The sequence below is a fragment of the Enterococcus plantarum genome, from assembly GCF_001730295.1.
Lineage (GTDB): Bacteria > Bacillota > Bacilli > Lactobacillales > Enterococcaceae > Enterococcus_L > Enterococcus_L plantarum.
In genome coordinates this window covers 23571-42329 of record NZ_MIKA01000048.1, presented here as the reverse complement: position 1 = coordinate 42329, position 18759 = coordinate 23571, and the positions used below count along the sequence as shown (strand labels likewise).

General features: G+C 36.8%; 21 protein-coding genes. 3 read left to right on the top strand and 18 right to left on the bottom strand.

Translation table 11 applies throughout. The features are described from left to right. Positions 1-7: 7 nt before the first annotated feature. The 7 genes from murD to BCR22_RS12875 form a co-directional block, all read right to left on the bottom strand. Entirely contained in the window at positions 8-1378 is a 1371-nt protein-coding gene (gene murD / locus BCR22_RS12905) for a UDP-N-acetylmuramoyl-L-alanine--D-glutamate ligase (protein WP_069655289.1), read from the bottom strand. 76 nt (positions 1379-1454) lie between these two features. Next, on the bottom strand, positions 1455-2420 hold the full coding sequence (mraY, locus tag BCR22_RS12900; protein ID WP_069655288.1) for a phospho-N-acetylmuramoyl-pentapeptide-transferase: 966 nt from the start codon (positions 2418-2420) through the stop codon (positions 1455-1457). Positions 2421-2465: 45 nt separating this feature from the next. After that, positions 2466-4331, bottom strand: a complete 1866-nt coding sequence (locus BCR22_RS12895) for a peptidoglycan D,D-transpeptidase FtsI family protein (protein WP_069655287.1) — start codon at positions 4329-4331, stop codon at positions 2466-2468. A 24-nt stretch (positions 4332-4355) separates the two neighbouring features. Then, a complete protein-coding gene (gene ftsL / locus BCR22_RS12890) occupies positions 4356-4757 on the bottom strand; it encodes a cell division protein FtsL (protein ID WP_069655286.1) in 402 nt (133 codons plus the stop codon). 16 nt (positions 4758-4773) lie between these two features. Further along, a complete protein-coding gene (rsmH, locus tag BCR22_RS12885) occupies positions 4774-5733 on the bottom strand; it encodes a 16S rRNA (cytosine(1402)-N(4))-methyltransferase RsmH (RefSeq protein ID WP_069655285.1) in 960 nt (319 codons plus the stop codon). Positions 5734-5746: 13 nt separating this feature from the next. Beyond that, entirely contained in the window at positions 5747-6178 is a 432-nt protein-coding gene (gene mraZ / locus BCR22_RS12880; protein WP_069655284.1) for a division/cell wall cluster transcriptional repressor MraZ, read from the bottom strand. Positions 6179-6456: 278 nt separating this feature from the next. Then, the gene (locus BCR22_RS12875) at positions 6457-6828 is read right to left on the bottom strand and encodes a DUF3397 domain-containing protein (RefSeq protein ID WP_069655283.1); all 372 of its coding nucleotides are present in this window, start codon (positions 6826-6828) and stop codon (positions 6457-6459) included. Between the two features lie 184 nt (positions 6829-7012). Between BCR22_RS12875 and BCR22_RS12870 the strand changes: the two genes are divergently transcribed. Continuing rightward, positions 7013-7969 carry a magnesium transporter CorA family protein gene (locus BCR22_RS12870; RefSeq protein ID WP_069655282.1) on the top strand — a complete coding sequence of 319 codons (957 nt, stop codon included), beginning with the start codon at positions 7013-7015 and terminating at the stop codon, positions 7967-7969. A gap of 70 nt (positions 7970-8039) precedes the next feature. Continuing rightward, the gene (locus BCR22_RS15110; RefSeq protein WP_071868151.1) at positions 8040-8153 is read left to right on the top strand and encodes a DUF4044 domain-containing protein; all 114 of its coding nucleotides are present in this window, start codon (positions 8040-8042) and stop codon (positions 8151-8153) included. Positions 8154-8381: 228 nt separating this feature from the next. On the opposite strand, the gene recN is transcribed toward BCR22_RS15110, so the two are convergent. The 10 genes from recN to BCR22_RS12820 all read right to left on the bottom strand — a co-directional run bounded on the left by recN (position 8382) and on the right by BCR22_RS12820 (position 17327). Beyond that, a complete protein-coding gene (recN, locus tag BCR22_RS12865) occupies positions 8382-10073 on the bottom strand; it encodes a DNA repair protein RecN (RefSeq protein ID WP_069655281.1) in 1692 nt (563 codons plus the stop codon). Positions 10074-10090: 17 nt separating this feature from the next. Further along, entirely contained in the window at positions 10091-10540 is a 450-nt protein-coding gene (locus tag BCR22_RS12860; RefSeq protein WP_069655280.1) for an arginine repressor, read from the bottom strand. 277 nt (positions 10541-10817) lie between these two features. After that, a complete protein-coding gene (locus BCR22_RS12855) occupies positions 10818-11633 on the bottom strand; it encodes a TlyA family RNA methyltransferase (protein WP_069655279.1) in 816 nt (271 codons plus the stop codon). Positions 11634-11649: 16 nt separating this feature from the next. Beyond that, positions 11650-12537, bottom strand: coding sequence for a polyprenyl synthetase family protein (locus BCR22_RS12850; protein ID WP_069655278.1), 888 nt, complete (start codon positions 12535-12537; stop codon positions 11650-11652). After that, on the bottom strand, positions 12537-12776 hold the full coding sequence (locus BCR22_RS12845; protein ID WP_069655277.1) for an exodeoxyribonuclease VII small subunit: 240 nt from the start codon (positions 12774-12776) through the stop codon (positions 12537-12539). The genes BCR22_RS12850 and BCR22_RS12845 overlap by 1 nt, the downstream gene beginning before the upstream one ends. A 4-nt stretch (positions 12777-12780) precedes the next feature. Further along, the gene (gene xseA / locus BCR22_RS12840) at positions 12781-14124 is read right to left on the bottom strand and encodes an exodeoxyribonuclease VII large subunit (RefSeq protein ID WP_069655276.1); all 1344 of its coding nucleotides are present in this window, start codon (positions 14122-14124) and stop codon (positions 12781-12783) included. Between the two features lie 9 nt (positions 14125-14133). After that, positions 14134-14979: a bifunctional methylenetetrahydrofolate dehydrogenase/methenyltetrahydrofolate cyclohydrolase gene (locus tag BCR22_RS12835; RefSeq protein ID WP_069655275.1), complete on the bottom strand. Its 846-nt coding sequence runs from the start codon at positions 14977-14979 to the stop codon at positions 14134-14136. A 99-nt stretch (positions 14980-15078) separates the two neighbouring features. Then, a complete protein-coding gene (nusB, locus tag BCR22_RS12830) occupies positions 15079-15528 on the bottom strand; it encodes a transcription antitermination factor NusB (protein WP_069655274.1) in 450 nt (149 codons plus the stop codon). Next, positions 15521-15946 (bottom strand): Asp23/Gls24 family envelope stress response protein, encoded by a 426-nt coding sequence (locus BCR22_RS12825; protein WP_069655273.1) that lies wholly within the window; start codon positions 15944-15946, stop codon positions 15521-15523. Before BCR22_RS12825 ends, nusB begins: the two co-directional genes overlap by 8 nt. 316 nt (positions 15947-16262) lie before the next feature. Then, positions 16263-17327 carry a M24 family metallopeptidase gene (locus tag BCR22_RS12820; RefSeq protein ID WP_141706580.1) on the bottom strand — a complete coding sequence of 355 codons (1065 nt, stop codon included), beginning with the start codon at positions 17325-17327 and terminating at the stop codon, positions 16263-16265. A gap of 171 nt (positions 17328-17498) precedes the next feature. On the opposite strand from BCR22_RS12820, the gene BCR22_RS12815 reads away from it, so the two are divergent. After that, on the top strand, positions 17499-18308 hold the full coding sequence (locus tag BCR22_RS12815; RefSeq protein ID WP_069655272.1) for a metallophosphoesterase: 810 nt from the start codon (positions 17499-17501) through the stop codon (positions 18306-18308). A 68-nt stretch (positions 18309-18376) separates the two neighbouring features. Here the strand turns inward: BCR22_RS12815 and BCR22_RS15495 are convergent, their stop codons facing one another. After that, positions 18377-18523 (bottom strand): hypothetical protein, encoded by a 147-nt coding sequence (locus BCR22_RS15495; RefSeq protein ID WP_167351535.1) that lies wholly within the window; start codon positions 18521-18523, stop codon positions 18377-18379. Positions 18524-18759: the final 236 nt, after the last annotated feature.

Sequence of the window (18759 nt, the reverse complement as noted above, 5' to 3'; positions counted from 1 at the left end):
AATTATCTCACTTTTCTATGTCTTTTAGCTGGTGCATCGCTTGGATAAACGCCTCTCCGCGCAGTTCAAAATTAGGATACTGATCCCAACTTGCGCACGCAGGCGATAATAGAATAGTATCATTTTTTTCAGAAAAATCATAGGCTTCTTGTACAGCCGTTTGAACGTTTTCTGTCAAATAGATTGTTTTGATTCCGGCTTCGACTGCTGCTTTGTGCAGTTTATCTTTTGTTTCACCGAAAAGAATAATTGCCTTGATTCCTTTTAGTGAGGGAACCAACTCATCAAAGCTATTTCCTCGATCTAGGCCACCGGCTAATAAGACAAGCGAAGAGTGATCAAACCCGCTTAAAGCCATCTCCGTAGCCAAGATATTAGTCGCTTTTGAATCATTGTAAAATTTTCGTCCTGAGATTTCTCCAACATATTGCGTGCGATGAGGTACTCCAGTAAACACCATTAAAGTTTTTCTGATCACCTCTGTTGGAGTATCTTTTAATTTAGCAACAGAAATCGCAGCCAATGCATTCTCAATATTATGACTGCCTGGTACACCAAGTTCTGCTGCCAGCATGATATATTCTTCTTTGAAGTAAATTTTCCCGTCTACAAGATAAGCACCGGCAACTTTTTCTTTCGTTGAAAATGGAATAATTTCAGCTTTTGTTTGCTTGCTTAACTCTTGTAATTCTTGCTGGTTCCAATTTAAAACAAGAAAATCATTTTCTTGCATATTTTCTTGTATTGCCCATTTGGCTTTTACATACTCTTCTCTTGACCCATGATAATCTAAATGTGCTTCGTAAATATTTGTGATTACAGCTATTTGTGGACGAAAAGTTTGGATTCCCATCAATTGAAAACTTGATAATTCCATAACAATATCATCTGCTGCACTAGCTTTTTCAGCAACTTCGCTTGCTGGATAGCCAATATTCCCAGCTAAACGAGCAGTGCCATTTTTACGCTCAGCATTCAGCAGCAACCCAATCATTGTAGTGGTTGTTGTTTTCCCATTTGTTCCCGTAATCCCAATAATAGGACATTCTGCGATTTGATAAGCAAGCTCTACTTCTGTAAGCACAGGTAATTGTATGCTTATTGCTTTTGCTACCAAAGGATTTGAATAAGGAATCCCTGGATTCTTTACGATCAAAGAAAAATCTTCATCTAAAAGTTCAATTGGATGCCCTCCTGTAACAACACGAATACCCAAGGTTAATAAATCTTGGGCTTCAGGGTTTTGATCAAATTGTTTAAAGTCATTTACCGTTACTAATGCACCTAGCTCATGCAACAACTTAGCCGCACTAACACCACTTTTAGCAAGTCCAAGAACAAGGACTTTTTTATTTTCATACTCTGTAATTTTTTTCATTATAATTTCCCCTTATCTTAGAAAAGCTGAATGAAGTGTTGCTTCTTGATGCTAGACTTTTTTTATCTAGGACTCTCTAAAAAATAATCCATAATGTGATAGCTGAACAAATAGCACCGGTTAACCAGAAGACAATATCAATTTTCCATTCAGACCAACCACACATTTCAAAATGATGATGAATCGGCGACATTTTAAAGATTCGTCTACCAAACAGCTTAAATGAAGCAACTTGTAAAATAACACTCGCTGTTTCACATACATAAACCAATCCGATCAACAATAATGTCCACTCTTGACGCAATATAATTGAAATCGCCGCCAACAAGCCGCCTAAGGCAAGTGAACCAACATCACCCATAAAAATTTTAGCTGGTTTTCTATTATACGGGAAGAAACCTAATAGCCCACCGATCACACTTAGACATATGATCACAACATCAAATTGTTGCTGCTTCCAAGCAATGATGGCATATGTACCAAAGGAAATCGTCCCTAAACCTGCGACCAATCCATCGATCCCATCAGTTAAGTTCACAGCGTTGGAAAAACCAACCAACCAAAAAATGACGAATACGCCATAAAAAATACCTAAAGGCAACGTCATAACACCAAATAAATCTAACGTATCAGGTAATCCTTCTGAACGGTAAACAAAATAAAATACTAACCCGCCAATGATTTGACCAATCAATTTTTGACGGGAATTTAACCCCATGTTTCTTTTTTTAAATACTTTAATAAAATCATCTAAAAATCCCAATAAACCATAAAGAACTAAGATGAATAAAATAATCAGTAAAGAAGGAGTGAGTTCTTGTTTCCATAATCCCACTAATAATGACGTGATAAAACTTGCAACTAAGAATACTAAACCACCCATCGTTGGCGTGCCTGTTTTTACGTTATGCCAAGTCGGACCGTCTTCACGTGTTGTTTGTCCTTGTTTCTTCATTTGGAAGTAACCGATAAACATCGGCATCACCGCCACTGTTATCGCAAAACTACATACTATGGGAATAAAAATTTGTGTCCACTCCATGATATCTCTCCTAATTATTCAACTCGTATTGGTTTACTTTTTCATTTATTTCGCCACATCTTCAGTTGCAGCTGAGTCACTATCCATCGAATCCATTACAACTTTCATCAACGGATTAGCAATTTTAGCAAGTGCATCTCTAGTGTAGGTTTGAGGTTTTTTCATTGTAAGATACAAAATATATTCTGGATTATCTGCTGGTACCATTTCTACAACAGAATAGGTATAATCTGTTAAACCAGCCATGTATCCATTTTTTCCAGTGATTTGAGCTGTACCTGTTTTAGCCGCTACATGATATCCTGGAACTTTGTAAACGTCATAAGCAATACCATAATTAGGATCTTCTACTGTATCGATCATATATGTTCGAATATCACTTGCAGCTTGTGGTGTAATGACCGGTTGCCCTACTTTTTCTGGTTGAGTAACTTTTTCTTCTCCAGTATTTTTATCTACAATTTTACTGATATACTGCGGCTTCAACATTGAACCGTCATTGGCAATTGCTGTATAAGCTTGCATCATTTGGAAGTTTGTAACAGAGATTGCTTGACCAAATGAAGACATCGCTTGATCGACCCAGTTATCTCCTGGAAGTTCCCCTGCTGACTCCCCTGCTAGATCTGAATTCGTTGATTTACCAAATCCAAATTTTTCCAGATACTCTTTCCACTTGTCGCCACCAATCATTTGCTCTAAAGTAAGCATTCCTACGTTACTAGACCAAGAAATAGCCTGACGGAACGTCAAAGGCCCCACTGCACCAAAATCATGATCGTTTACAGTTCTGTCATCTAATTTATAACCGCCAGCTGGATAAGCAAATGTTGTATTGGGGTTAAACTTCCCTTCTTGCATTGCTGCGGCTGTAGTGAAAAGTTTCATAGTGGAACCTGGTTCGAACCTGTCTTCTACTAACAAGTTACGCCATTCTTTTATTCCTTCTTTTGTTTCAGGATTGAATGAAGGTCGTTGTGACATGGCAAGTATTTCACCAGTTTTTGCTTTCATCAGCATTGCTGTCATATCTTCTGGTTTGTATTCTTCAACAACTGGATCTAATAATGATTCCAATTGGCTCTGTATACGACTGTCGATCGTTGTATAGATATCTTTGCCATCTACAGCTTCTTTTTTACTAGCAACTGTACCAGGTAAAGGATTTCCATATACATCTTTTTCATATTCGATTTTGCCATCTTGCCCTTTTAAAATATCATTGTAAGACTCTTCTAAGCCCATTTTCCCAACTAACCCTTTTGAATCGTCTTCAGCATCGACAGAATCTGTATACCCGATAAAGTGAGAAGCAAAGACACCATTAGGATAAATTCTAGCTGGATGTCCTTCAAAATAAAGTCCTGCAAGTTTTTTCTGTTTTAATTCATCTTCAATTTTTTGTCTAGTTTCTAACGTGATGTTTTTCCCTTTGCTTCCAAATTCAACTTGAAACTTCACGGTACCATCTTCGTTGACACCTTTATTTAAGTAATTTAGTGCTTCATCTTTAGATAATTCTGTGTTTCTATCTAAGATTTCAGCTAAAGCATCAAAATCTTTTTTCTGTGCATAAAGTTTTTTATTATCTTCGCCAAGATAGGTTTCTGACAAAATAGCGTAGACGGAATATGAAGTAGCATCTTCTGCGATTACTTCGCCGTTACGATCTAATATCGCACCTCTTTTGGCTTTAACAACTTTACTACCTTGATAAAGGTCCGCTGTTTTTTCTGGCAAAGAAACACCAGCGACTTTACCAACAGCCACAATATACGTTAATCTAAAGGCAAATAAAAAGAACAATCCAATACTCGTAGCAAATAAAATAATGCCTACTTTTTTACGATTGTTCATTGGATTTAAGTTCTTCTTTTTGACAAAATTCTTTATTTTATTTTTTGTGCTCATCTATTTCACTTTCCTTATATTTCCTTATTTTACTTTCTTAATATTCTCAATATTATCAGAAAGACCTTTGCTTTTTGCAACTTCCTTAATACGATCTGCTTTTGATAATTCATTTTTTTGTTGCTCTAATTTCAAAGCTGATTCTTCTTTTTCTTGGATCGTTGCTTGTGTTTCAGTGATTTGGTTCGTCATTTGTGTAATAGATGTACGTACTTGAATGGTGAGAATTGCTATTCCAATAATCGCTACTAACAATAAAAAGCCGATTGCCTTTTCTAAAAGTGAGATATTTCTCAACTTCCTTTTCGGTGATTGGGGTAGGTCTACATTTTTTTGAACTTTAGGTTCATTATTTGGACCTTTGACTGGTTCATCCATCACTGGAATATCATATTGAAAATCTTCCATTTTTTTTAACTCAGCCATGTCAGTACCCCTTTCTTTATAAGTTTAATTTAACTTTTTCGGCAATTCTTAATTTAGCACTTCGTGAGCGATTATTTTCAGCCAATTCAGTCTCACCTGGTAAAATCGGCTTTCTAGTTATTACATTTAATTCTGGTTGAAATTCTTCTGGAACTACTGGTAGCCCAGGTGGTAAATCCTGCATTGTACTATATTCTTTAAACATGCTTTTTACAATCCGGTCTTCTAAGGAGTGAAATGTAATCACGCTGATCCGACCGTTTTTGTTTAATAAAGCAATCGCTTGTTCCAAAGACTCTTCTACGACTCCCAGTTCATCGTTGACCGCAATTCGAATTGCTTGAAAGATTCGTTTTGCTGGATGTCCACCTTTGCGTCTAGCAGGTGCTGGAATGGCAGATTTTATAATTTCTACTAGTTCGCCAGTCGTTTCAATCGGTGCTTTCGCACGTACTCTTTCGATCTCTCGAGCAACTTGTTTAGAAAATTTTTCTTCGCCGTAACGGAAAAAAATCTTCACTAATTCATGATAAGTATAGTCATTAACGACTTGGTAAGCAGATAACTCTGCTTCTTGATCCATCCGCATATCTAACGGTGCATCTTGGTGATAGCTAAATCCACGCTCAGCTTCATCCAACTGAGGAGAAGAAACACCTAAATCGTATAAAATACCATCGACATGATAAATCTCCTGATTCGCTAACTCTTCTTTTAAATATCGAAAATTCGACTTGATAAAGGTTACCATCCCTAGATCAACATATTTTTTTAATCGTTGTGCTGCAAAATCCAATGCTTTTTGATCTTGATCAAACGCATATAAATGCCCTTGCTCGCTTAGTTGTGAGAGTAAGTACTCACTATGACCTGCGCCGCCCAATGTGCAATCGACATAGATGCCATCTTCTTTCACATGTAAGCCATCAACTGTCTCTTTTAATAAAACAGTATAATGCTGAAAATCTTCTGTCATAATGCTCCTCTTTCTAAAAGCCAAAATCAATCATCGATTCTGCAATTTCATCAAAATTCTCTTCAGCTTCTGTAGAAAATTCTTGCCAACGTGCTTCATCCCAAATCTCAATTCGATTTGAAACACCGATAATCACGCAAGCTTTTTCCAAACTACCATGCGTTCTCAAAGTAGCTGGGATATTAATCCTGCCTTGCTTATCGATTTCACATTCTGTAGCAGCCGAGTAAAAAAAGCGGACAAATGTACGGGCATCCTTCTTGGCTAGAGGCATTTCTTTCAACTTCTCCTCTAATTGCTCCCATTCGGACATTGGATAACCAAATAAACAGCCATCCATTCCCCTAGTTACCACAAATTTCTCACCTAATTGGTCTCGAAATTTAGCTGGTACGATGAGTCGGCCTTTGGCATCTATATTATGTTGAAATTCACCCATAAACATAGCCAATTTCCCCCACTTTTCCACTTGATAGAAACAGTCTACCACATCCCACCACTTTCTACCACCAAAAACAATAAATCTTCCACCTTTTAATGGTTATTTAAAAAATTTGTAATATTCAAGTGTGTAGAACAACTATATGAAAAAGCGGTACCAATTCCTATACAACGGATTTTATAAGGATTTTAACTTCCAATTTTCAAGTGAGATTTCTCATAAAAATATTTCAAATAAAAAGGGTGGGGACAAGTGGTGAGATGTCTGCCACCCTTTTAAATTTATGAAAAATAATGAACGATGTTCAGCAAAATAAGCACTGCATATAAGACTAAGCTTAAAAGAAAGACTAAGCGCCAAAACATTTTAAAATATCTGCCATAAAGAATCTCTCCATAGTAGTATGCTTGGAAAACAGCCACGCAAATCCCCAATAGCAAAACTGAAATGATCATATAAGGCACAATTGTTTGTCCGTAACTATCTTTTGATAATTCGTTTAATCCTATGAATAAAAATGGAATTGAAATATCTGGCGCTTTTACTTTAAAACGCTCTGTCAATGAGAACGTTGAAATAATAAAATTACTCGCAAATAAGACAATTACTGGGAAAACATACCAAAAAAGCATAATGATTGAAAAAGACACCATTTACTAACAATTCCTTTCGTAACACGCTTTATTAACTATACTTTATTTTCTTTACACAGATGTTTCATTTCGTTTAAAAGTTCATGCCTAAATAATACTAAATTAAGAGAGCTTTGTTTCCCAAAAATACACTACTTCTATTATAATGGAGCTATAGTAGTTTCATAAAAAAAGAGGTGGCATTTTGATTAATTATTTAAAGATAGAAGATGGTCAACTGATTCCTTCTCATTCCGATACAGATGAAACCATTTGGCTTGCTGTTGAAAAACCTACGGAAGAAGAAATCGACCAATTAGTCACAACTTATAAACTCCCTAAAGATTATATCACAGGTGTGCTAGATGATAACGAAAATTCTCGGTTTGAAGGGTTACATCAAAATACTTTAGAAGAGCCTGCTTTGATGTTGCTTCAATATCCCCATGAAACAATCAGTCCTAGTGGGTACACGCAATTAGATACTTTCCCTTTCGCAATTATTTTGACGACTGAAGGAAAAGTAATCACCGTGATCAATAATTCAGCTGATTTTTTAAAACAAACATTTTCTACCCCAGTCCCTAGTAGTGAATTGCCTATTCATGAAACCTTGATTCTACACTTATCATGGCAAATATCGACTTGTTATAACCGCTTTTTAAAAGAATTGATCCGACAAACAAACATGCTTGAAGGTGAATTAAAAGTGTCAACCGAAAATAGTCAACTATATCAAATGATGGACATTCAAAAAAGTTTAGTTTATTTTGAATCTGCTATAAATTCCAATTTAGAGGTTTTGAATATGCTCTATAATGCTAGAATATTTACTGATCCTAGAGCTCACTTACCGCGGCTCCATGATATTCTAGTGGAAACAAAGCAAGCTGCAACAACTACTAGTATTCAACTTAAACTTGTAGATAAAGTTAGCGATACATTCTCAGCAATTGTTTCAAACAATCTCAATAACGTAATGAAGATTTTGACTTCTTTAACGATCGTCTTGACAATCCCCACAATTATCGGTGGAATCTTCGGTATGAATGTGAAATTACCCTTCGCCAACCGAGCAGATGCCTTTTTTTGGATTACAGTTGTCACAACAGTAACATGTATTTTTGTCATTCGACGGCTTAAAAAACGAAACCTTTTGTAAAATTTTAGTTGCTGATTTTTGTAAAACGATGTAAACTAAAGAAAGTAAAGAATAAGGATGTGTAGAATCAATGAACGATAAAAAGACTAGTACATTTTCTAAAGTCACTAAAGTCGTTGTTTGGTTGATGCTAATTGCCATTGCTGGCTCAACAATATTGACTGCAATAATGAGTTTACGATAATCAACTAAATAGACATTAACAGAGAAGAAGATAGATGCCTTGCATCGTTTTTCTTCTCTATTTTTTTGAGTAACGTTAAACTTATATAAAAACGAGCATGAGGCAAAATCCAAAAATAGTTTTGCTCCATACTCTAAATCTGATTAAACGCAGATAGCTAGCCTATAAGTTTTCTTGATTTCTTTCGCTTTTAAATTAAAGCCTTCTTACCCAAAAAGCAAACCCCTTTTAGCCTTTGCGTTCTTTACCAGCCATATTCAATAATTCTTTGGCGTGTTCTGTTGTCAACTTAGTGATTTCACTTCCTGAAAGCATGCGAGCAATTTCAGCTACTCGTTCAGATTGCTTCAATTTCCTAACTTTTGTTTCAGTCCGTTCCCCAATGATTTCTTTTTCGATGAAATATTGGTAATCTGCTACGGCAGCCACTTGCGGCAAATGCGTGATACACAATACTTGAGAATTTTCAGATATCTGATAAATTTTATCCGCAATTGCTTGTGCGACACGACCACTGACACCTGTATCGACCTCGTCAAAGACAATACTCGTAATTCCTTGAGATTTAGAAAAAATTGTTTTTAATGCTAACATCACACGGGACAATTCACCACCAGAAGCAACTCTTACTAAAGGTTTTAATGGCTCTCCCGGATTCGTAGTGATATAAAACTCCACTTGATCCAGTCCTTCTTCCGTAAACTGCTCTTCCGATAATTCAGTAAAACGAATATCAAAAACCGTTCGTTCCATATACAATTCTTTTAGTTCCCTCAGGATATTTTTTTCAAGTTTTTTCGCAATTTTTTTTCGAATATCCCGCAATTTCAACCCATTTGAGATTACCTGATTTTTCTTTTCGACCAGAAGTGTTTCCAACTCGCCAGTCCGTCCTTCTAGAAAATCAGCATCTGCCAATTCTTGTGTGATCTCTTGATAATAAGCAAGGATCGATTCAATTGATTCGCCATATTTTCTTTTCATCTGACGAATAAGTTCAAGCCTCGTTTCTACTTCGTTCAATCGGTTTTCATCTAATTCTAAGCTATCGATATGGCGAGACAAATCGCCGCTAGCTTCTTGTAAAAGATAATAACTGTTTTGAACTGCTTCAGAAATAGCTTTATACTCTGGATCCAGCATCTCGATCGAGAGTAATTCATTCATCGCATAGCCGATCTTATCTAAACTGCTATCCCCATCCCCATTGACTGCTTCATAACTGGCAGCTAAAGCGTCTGCTATTTTTTGGAAATTCCCTAGCTTATTTCGTTCTTCGATCAATTGTTCTTCTTCACCTAAAACAAGTTGTGCTGCAGCTATTTCATCACTTTGAAATTGTAACATATCCATCCGTTGTGCAAATTCTTTTTCGTTCTTTTGTCTGTTTCTGACTTTTTTTTCGATCATGCGGTACTCTGAGTAAATTTCTTGATATTGCTCTTTTATCTTGAATAATTCTTTGCCGCCAAAGTCATCCAACATGCCTAAATGTTTTTCACTTTGCATCAATTCTTGGTGTTCATTCTGACCATGAATATCGACTAAAAATTCACCAATTTTTCGTAGATTTGAAATATTGATGATTCGGCCATTCACACGACAAACATTTTTCCCCGAAGTTGAAATATCTCTTTGGATTACGATTGATTCTTCATCGGTCTCAATCCCCAATTCTTCTAAAAGGGTCACTAATTCTTGATTTTTTGGCATTGTAAATAGGCCTTCAAGCGTACATTTAGTAGCGCCTTGGCGTATATAATCACTTGATCCTCGACCACCTGTCAACAATCCCATCGCATCAATAATGATTGATTTTCCCGCACCTGTTTCCCCAGTCAAAACGGTCATTCCCATTTGAAATTCTAATTGTAAGGAGGATATGATCGCAAAATTCTTTACAGAAAGCTCTTGCAGCATGTTTATTCACCTCGATTTTATAAATATCGGAAAAACTCATTCTTTAAAAATTCAGCATCTTTTTCAGTTCGTGCAATGATCAAGACACTGGCATCATCATTAAGTGTTGCAAAAACAATGTCTTTGTAATGCTTTTCTATTAATTTAGATGCTGCTGCAGCGTTCCCTGGTATAGTACGCAAAATAACTTGCTTTTCCATTTGATCGACTGAAACAAATGCATCTTTCATCAATTTTTCTAGTTTGACCGACGTATCTTCCTTTGTTTCTGCCGGAATACTGTATCGATAGCCGCCATCTACAGAAGGTACTTTGATTAATTTCATTTCTTTGATGTCACGAGAAATGGTTGCTTGTGTCACCTCGATCCCTTTTTCTTCTAGATATGTCACAAAGTCTTCTTGTTTTTGAATATTTTTTTCAGCTAATAAGCGAGTAATCAAACGATGCCGATCTTTTTTTCTCATACTAATATGCTCCCTTTCCTAATGATTCGTCTTTCCAAACATCGCTTTTCAGCACTTAGAAATAAAAGCTAGTGTTATTTTTTTCTACCATTATAACGTACTAAATAGGCACACTTCTTTTTCGATTCATTTCCATTTTATAATAGCGTATTTTTATTCATTTTGAAAGGATAAAAAATAAGGCTGAAAATAAAACACTGAAGGCTTTATCTCAGTCTTATCAATAAGATCTTGTGTTTAACGAGCAACTAATCGTTCTTTCGTCTAATTTTATAACCTAGCCTTTCAACTTTTTATGCGCAGCTTCAACAACTGCCGTAGTTTCTGCCGAAAGATCTTTAGGCTCTGATGTTTCTTTAGAGGTTAAATAGGCTAAAAATTCGATATTTCCTTCTCCACCAGTGATTGGTGAGTAATCTAATCCGCTAACAGAGTATCCATGTTCTTGCGCAAATGAAAGAATATCATTTAAAACAAGTGTGTGTGTTTCTGGTTCACGAACAATCCCTTTTTTACCTACAAGCTCTTTGCCAGCCTCAAATTGAGGTTTAATCAAAGCGACTACTTTACCACCTGGTTTCAAAATTTTATGCAATGGAGGTAAGATCAACTTCAGCGAAATAAAGGATACGTCGATCGTAGCAATATCAGGAACACCTTCATGAAAATCTTCTGGTGTACTATAACGAAAATTGGTCCGTTCCATCACAACAACTCGTTCATCTTGACGAATTTTCCATGCTAATTGATTATATCCGACATCCAAGGCGTAACTCAAGCAAGCACCATTTTGCAACGCTACATCCGTGAACCCTCCAGTCGAAGCACCAATGTCCAACATGGTCTTATCTGTCACATCTAATTCAAATACGTCCAACGCTTTTTCTAGTTTCAATCCCCCGCGGGATACATATGGCAGAGTTTGACCTTTTACTTGCAAGGGGGTTTCACTCAAAATCTTCTCCCCCGGTTTATCTAATCGTTCGTTTTTATCATTGTACACGAGCCCAGCCATCACTGCACGTTTGGCCTTTTCTCTTGTTTCAAATAATCCTTGAGTAAACGCTAAAGTATCGACGCGCTCTTTTTTCATAAGTGCCTTCTTTCTATTATAACTGCAATTGTTCTAATAATTCTTGTAATAATTCTGAATGAAACTCCGAGCTTGTTTCTTTTATTGCTTTTAACGTATTACTGCCCTTAGTTAATTGTTCGTTCAAGGCTTCTTTAGCACCTTCTAATCCAAGTAAATTTGGATAAGTACTTTTGTTTAGTGCTTCATCTCGCCCAACTTGCTTACCTAATTCTTCTTCTGTACTTGTCGCATCCAGCAAGTCGTCTTTGATCTGAAAAGCTAACCCTAAATGTTGAGCAAAAATACCCAGTAAATCAACTATTTCTTCTGGCTGCTCCGCCAAAATCCCACCAGCTAAGAGAGCAAATTCAATCAAAGCACCCGTTTTCTTTTCATGAACATTCGCTAACTCGGATAATGACAACGAGCGTTTTTCTCCTTGTAGATCACCTGCTTGCCCTGCGACCATTCCTTGAGTTCCAGCAGCCTTACTTAGTATCTGAATCAACAATATTTTTTGATTTGACTCTATTTGACTGAGGGCTACGAGTTGAAAAGCCGCAGTAAGTAAGCCATCGCCGGCTAAAATTGCCTGGGCTTCACCAAACACTTTATGATTTGTTGGTTTTCCGCGACGCAAATCGTCATCATCCATCGCTGGCAGGTCGTCGTGAATCAATGAGTACGTATGAATCATTTCCAGAGCTGCTGCAACTTGATAATCATGCGTTTGCGCTTTTTTATTAAACGAACGAATGGTTGCTAACACTAAAAGCGGGCGAAATCTTTTACCTCCAGCATGAATCGAATACAGCATAGCTTCTTTCAACTGGTCATTTGCAGTGTATTCATTGATAAAATTTTCCATTTCCTTTTCAATAAGCGGTAAACTTTGCTTACGAAAATCACTGAAAGCTTCCATCAATTACCCTCACTCTCTTCAAACGAAATTTCTTCATTATTTTCGGTCATGACTTTTGTCAATGTCTTTTCGGCTTTTTGCAACGTATCTTGGCACTGTTTACTCAAAATCATACCTTCTTGAAAAGCGGCTAATGCTTCTTCTAAAGGTACATCTCCACGTTCTAAACGTTGGACGATTCCTTCTAATTCAGTTAATGATTCTTCAAATGTTTTTTCAACTGCTTTTTCTTTGGCCATTTTTTTACTCCTCTTCAGCGGGTGTTATTTTTTCAATCACCGTATCTACTATGCCATCCATATAATGGATTTGAATTTTTTCTTTTGGTTTCAGTTCGTTAACTGATTTGATTACTTGCTGTTCTTTCGTTGTATAACTATAGCCTCGACCCATGATTTTTAATGGACTCAACAAATCCAATTGCTGAACAGCAGAAGTAAATTGTTTTTCCCTATCCTTCATGTATTGCGCCATCCGATCATGAAGTGATTGGTTCAAAAACTTTAGTTGCTGTTGCCCTTCTCTAATTTGCCCAAGAGGCGTTTGCTGTCTAAATTGTCCAATAATCTCTTGTGCTGTCCGTTGTTTCTGATGGTAAACAGTTTCCATTGATTGAATTAACCGTTGTGTGATTCGATCTAATTTGATTGTTTGACCTTCATACAAACGATCTGGTTGTTTGAATACATATGAATTTCTTAACCGTTGATACCGTTCATTTTTTTGTTGTAATTGATAGAGGAAACTTTGCTCTAAACGAGTTTGTCGGTCTTTGATTCTTAGTAATTCTTCATTCAGTACCGGAACGGCTAATTCTGCTGCAGCGGTCGGTGTTGCAGCTCTGACATCCGCTACCATGTCGGCAATCGTTACATCTGTCTCATGACCTACTGATGAAATAACAGGTGTGTTTGCCTGATAAATTGCTCTAGCTACTCGTTCTTCATTAAACGGCCACAAATCCTCGATCGAGCCACCACCACGACCAATGATCATCGTGTCAAAAGTACCTAATTCTTCAATGCGCTGAATATTGCGAACAATATCATCAGCTGCTTGATTGCCTTGAACTAATGTGGGAAATAACACCAGCTGTGCAATCGGATATCTTCGTTTGACTGTCGTAATAATATCTCGGATGACCGCACCACTTGGACTTGTAACGACCGCAATTCGTTTAGGATATCTCGGCAATATTTTTTTGGGTCCTTCAAATAAGCCTTCTTTGCCTAACTTCTCACGCAATTCTGCCAAAGCTTGATATAAAGCACCAACGCCATCTGGTTCCATATGCTCTACATAAATTTGATAAGAGCCGCCACTCTCATATAATGAAATACGACCAACTAGAAGAACCTTCATCCCTTCTTTTGGTTGAAATTTCAACTTTTGAAAGGCCGACTTAAACATGATCGCGGAAATCTTCGCACCATCATCTTTTAGGCTAAAATACTGATGAGCATTGGGGCGAAGACGGAAATTGGATATTTCTCCCGTCAAATAAACCCGTTCCAAGTATGGATCAGCATCAAATTTACGTTTTAAATATTTTGTTAAGGCTGTAACTGTTAAATATTGCTGCTCCATCTTCTCACCTTACTTTTGTTTTTTCGCGGCTTCGACCGTTTGATACATCAACATTGTGATCGTCATAGGTCCAACACCTTTTGGAACTGGCGTGATAAAGCTTGCAACAGGTGACACTTCATCAAATTTTACATCGCCGATCAATTTTCCATTCTCGTCTCGATTCATCCCGACATCGATCACGACTGCACCAGGTTTTACAAATTCTTTTGTCACGAAATGACCACGGCCAATCGCAACAACTAAAATATCTGCTTCTCTAGCTATAGCTGGCAAATCAACGGTTCTTGAGTGTGCAATCGTAACCGTAGCATTTTTCATCATCATAAGTTGCGCCATTGGTTTTCCAACAATATTGCTTCGTCCGATCACAACTGCTCGCTTGCCCTCTAAATCAATATTATAAGCTTCAAACATTTTCATGATGCCGTAGGGTGTACAAGGTATCATCGTGGGCTCCCCAATAAATAAGTGTCCCATGTTCATCGGATGGAACCCATCGACATCTTTTTTAGGATCCACAGCTAATAAGACTTTTTCTTCATTGATATGCTTTGGTAACGGTAACTGAACTAAGATTCCATGGTATTCTGGGTCTTGATTATAATGTTCGATAACAGAAAGTAGTTCAGTTTCAGAAATTGTTTCAGGTAAACGTTCAATTTTTGAATGGATTCCGATTTTAGCTGCTGCAATGTCTTTATTTTTCACATAGGTCTGACTGGCTGAATTTTCACCAACTAACAATACAACTAACCCTGGACGAATGTCTTTTTTTTCAAGTTCTTGCACTTCTTCTTTGATTTGCGCTTGCATCTTATCTGCTAATTCGCGGCCATTGATTAACTCTCCCATATGCACACTCCTCGTTTTGTCGATATTCTTTTATTTTAGCATAATTCGGCTAGTCTTAACACTCTATGATTTCTAAATGAAAAAAGATTCAAAGCATCTCTACTTTGAATCAATTTCTTTCATTACATTCGCTAAAACACCGTTAACGAATTTTCTAGAACGATCATCGCTATATTTTTTAGCAAGCTCAATTGCCTCATCTAAAGCAACCGTGTTGGGAACATCTCCAACATACAGCATTTCAAAAATCGCCATACGCAAAATGATTAAATCCATCTTAGCAATACGAGTGATCGACCAGTTATTCCCTAAGTGTTTTTTGATAATCTCATCAAGTTCTGCTTTTCGATCACAAACGCCGCCTACCAATAAATCTAAATAAGTTGGGACAAATTCTTCCCCATCTTCACTAATGATTTCTTGATTGTCTAACTCTAATGCATATGAAATCGCATCTTGCTTTGTTAAGTCAACATTAAAATCTAAAGGAAACAACGCTTGGAGCGCTTTTTCACGAATCTCATGACGAGTGAAACTTGGCTTACTCATTTTCTCCCTCATCTTCCGGGAATAATTCATCGAAATCTGGTTCAGGTAGTTTTTCTGGAACTACTGCTACAACATGGATATTGACTTCCACTAAATCGATATCTGTCATGAACAACACTTGCTGTTTGACACGATCTTGCATTTCTAATGCTACTTTAGGTACAGAAATACCATAATTCAAGTAACAGTAAATATCCACCTTCAGCCCTTCTTCTTCCGCTCTTAAATAAACACCTTTACCGTGAGCAGCACGGCCAAGAAATTCCGTTACATTATTAGCAAATGTTCCACGCATGCCATAAACGCCATCCACTTTAGATGCAGCAATACCAATAATGACTTCAATTACTTCTGGTGCGATAACAATTTCACCTAAAGAATCTTTTGTATTGATCACTAGATTTGTTTCTTCAGTCATTTTAATCCTCCTTATAATAAAAGCGCAACAGGCTCACGAATGTCTCTTTGGTTGTAACATTTCAAGAGACAGCCTGCGAAGCTAGATAATAGAACGGTCATAACGTACAGCCCTGACAAGAAAATAAGAGAATAACGTTTTTTCGTTTAAATTCAATTACCTATCTATGTTTCTATTCCCTCATAGTTTATCATTAATCCGCTCGTTTCGCTACCAAAAAAACTATGAGAAAATGAGTTGAAAAGGGTTTATTTAAATAAAATAGCGTCTATTAGACTATCTACTAGTTCTTTCCTCATCGATGGTCTACTCACTTTTATAAAATGATCAATTCTTTAGGTGAGTGTGTTAAAACACGATTCCCCTCATTAGTAATCAATAAGTCATCTTCGATCCGAACACCGCCAAGACCAGGAATATAAATTCCCGGCTCATCTGTGATCACATTTCCAGCAACAAATTGTTTGTCTGCTCTAAAGGAAACATTTGGACCTTCATGTATTTCCAAGCCGATACCATGCCCCGTGCTATGCCCAAACGCCTCACCGTAGCCGTAAGATGCAATGTGATCTCGAGCAATCGCATCTAATTGAATGCCAGTCAGTCCTGGTTTTGCTTCATCTAAGACTTTTAACTGTGCTTCTAAAACGATTTGGTAAATATCTTTCAATTGACTATCTGGCTCACCAATTGCAAAAGTTCTCGTCATATCCGAAACGTAGCCTTGATAGTAACAACCAAAATCTAATGTGATTAGATCCCCTTTTTCGATAACTTTTTCGCTGGCAACACCATGCGGCATCGCGGAACGCAAACCACTGGCTACGATTGTTTCAAAAGAGACACCAGAAGCACCTAAAGAACGCATATAAAAATCTAATTGATTGGCGATTTCAATTTCCGTCATACCAGGTTTGATCACAGTTAAAATATGTTTAAATCCAAGGTCGGCAATACTGCAAGCTTTTTCGATGATCGCAATTTCTTCTTCATCTTTAACTTCACGCAATTCTTCAATTAACCCCGCTACCGGAATTAGATCACATGGCGTGATTTCTTCTAACAAACTATATTCTGCAAAACTAACAAAAGTTTCTTCAAAAGCTAAATTAGTCAACTCTTCTCTTTCTGCGATAGCTACCACTTCATCATAGATTGGACCAGCATTTTGAATGATCTCAAAACCTTGTGCTTGCTCCGCTGCTTGTTCTGTATAACGAAAATCCGTTACAAAAAAAGCCTTATCTAACGTAATCAGCGCAAGTCCAGTTGTTCCTGTAAAATTGGTTAGATAACGTAAATTGTACGGACTTGTAATTAAAAAACCTGAAAGATCATTTTGTTTCATTAACGCTCTTAATTTATTTACTCTTACCATCATTGTTTCATCCTTCTTTCTAATAAGTTCTTCTCTATTATAGCAAATAATGATTTTGAAAAACACCGAAGACCTACAACCTCTAAATTATTCTAAAGTTTCTATGCTACAAGTCTCATTTTACCATTTTTTAATTTCTTTTCGTTATAGTAAATAGTGAAAGTGAGGTTACTCATGAAAAAAAGATACGTTTTCTATTGCGTTATATTCGTTTTTATCGGCATAGCTCTTTACGCCTTCTTTATAGAACCAAAAAGAATTGTCACTCATCACTACACACTAGGGAATAATGATGGCCAAAAACCAGTCAAAGTAGTGCAACTTTCAGATATTCATATTCAAGAAAAATATCCAGTTGCACAACTAGAAAAAATCGTCACGAAAGTCAATAACGAACAACCAGATATTATTTTATTTACAGGCGATTTATTTGATCATTATGCAAAATATGGACCAATTGATGAAGTGATTGCTGCACTGAGTCGTTTGTCTGCCCCTTTAGGAAAATATGCAGTTTGGGGAAATCATGATTATGGTGGCGGCGCTACTCGTGTTTATCCTGACATTTTAGCAGCAGCAGACTTCCAACTACTGGAAAACTCCGGTGCTAATGTTTCACTTCCTGATGGAAAATCAGTCTACATTGGTGGTTTAGATGACTCTTTGTTGGGAAATTCATCGATTGATGAGACCTTAGCCGCTCGTCAGAGTGACTATACTATTTTATTAAGCCACGAACCCGATAAGGCAGATGAACTAATTGATCACGATATTCAGCTGATTGTATCAGGTCATAGTCATGGCGGGCAAGTAAAGTTGCCCTTTGTTACAATCAAAAATGTATTGGCAGAAAAATACTTTGAAGGTTTTTATACGTTAGCGAACGACACCACTTTATACGTTAATACCGGTTTAGGTACCACAAAAATTCCTGCTCGCTTTAGAGTTCCACCAGAAATTGCTGTTTTTGATCTTTACATTTAATATATTTTTACAAACGAGCAGCCCAAACTAATTATCGTTTAGGCTGCTCGTTTCCTGTATATATAACGTTATCCTAGTACTTTAACACGTCCGCCAATTTTGTCAGCGAATTTTTCTGCGTAATTTTTTGTTTGAAAGATTCGAACATGGTTTTTATCTCTTGTACGGTGTCCGTCTTTACCAATATACCCATGTAATACTTTTACAGCGTACATCGTCATTCCCCCTTTCTTTCATATGGTTAATAGCTTTAAAATCCATTACCATTATTTGTTGATAATTCATTATAACCCCAAAAACTTAACTCAAACATAAAAATCTTCGAATAAATGATGAACACTTCTTAAGAAAAAATGAAGATCGATCACGTTTTATTAAGAACGCTAAATTATACTACAAAAAATAAAAAGAGCAGAGATCGTTCATCATCTCAACTCTTCATACTCCTATT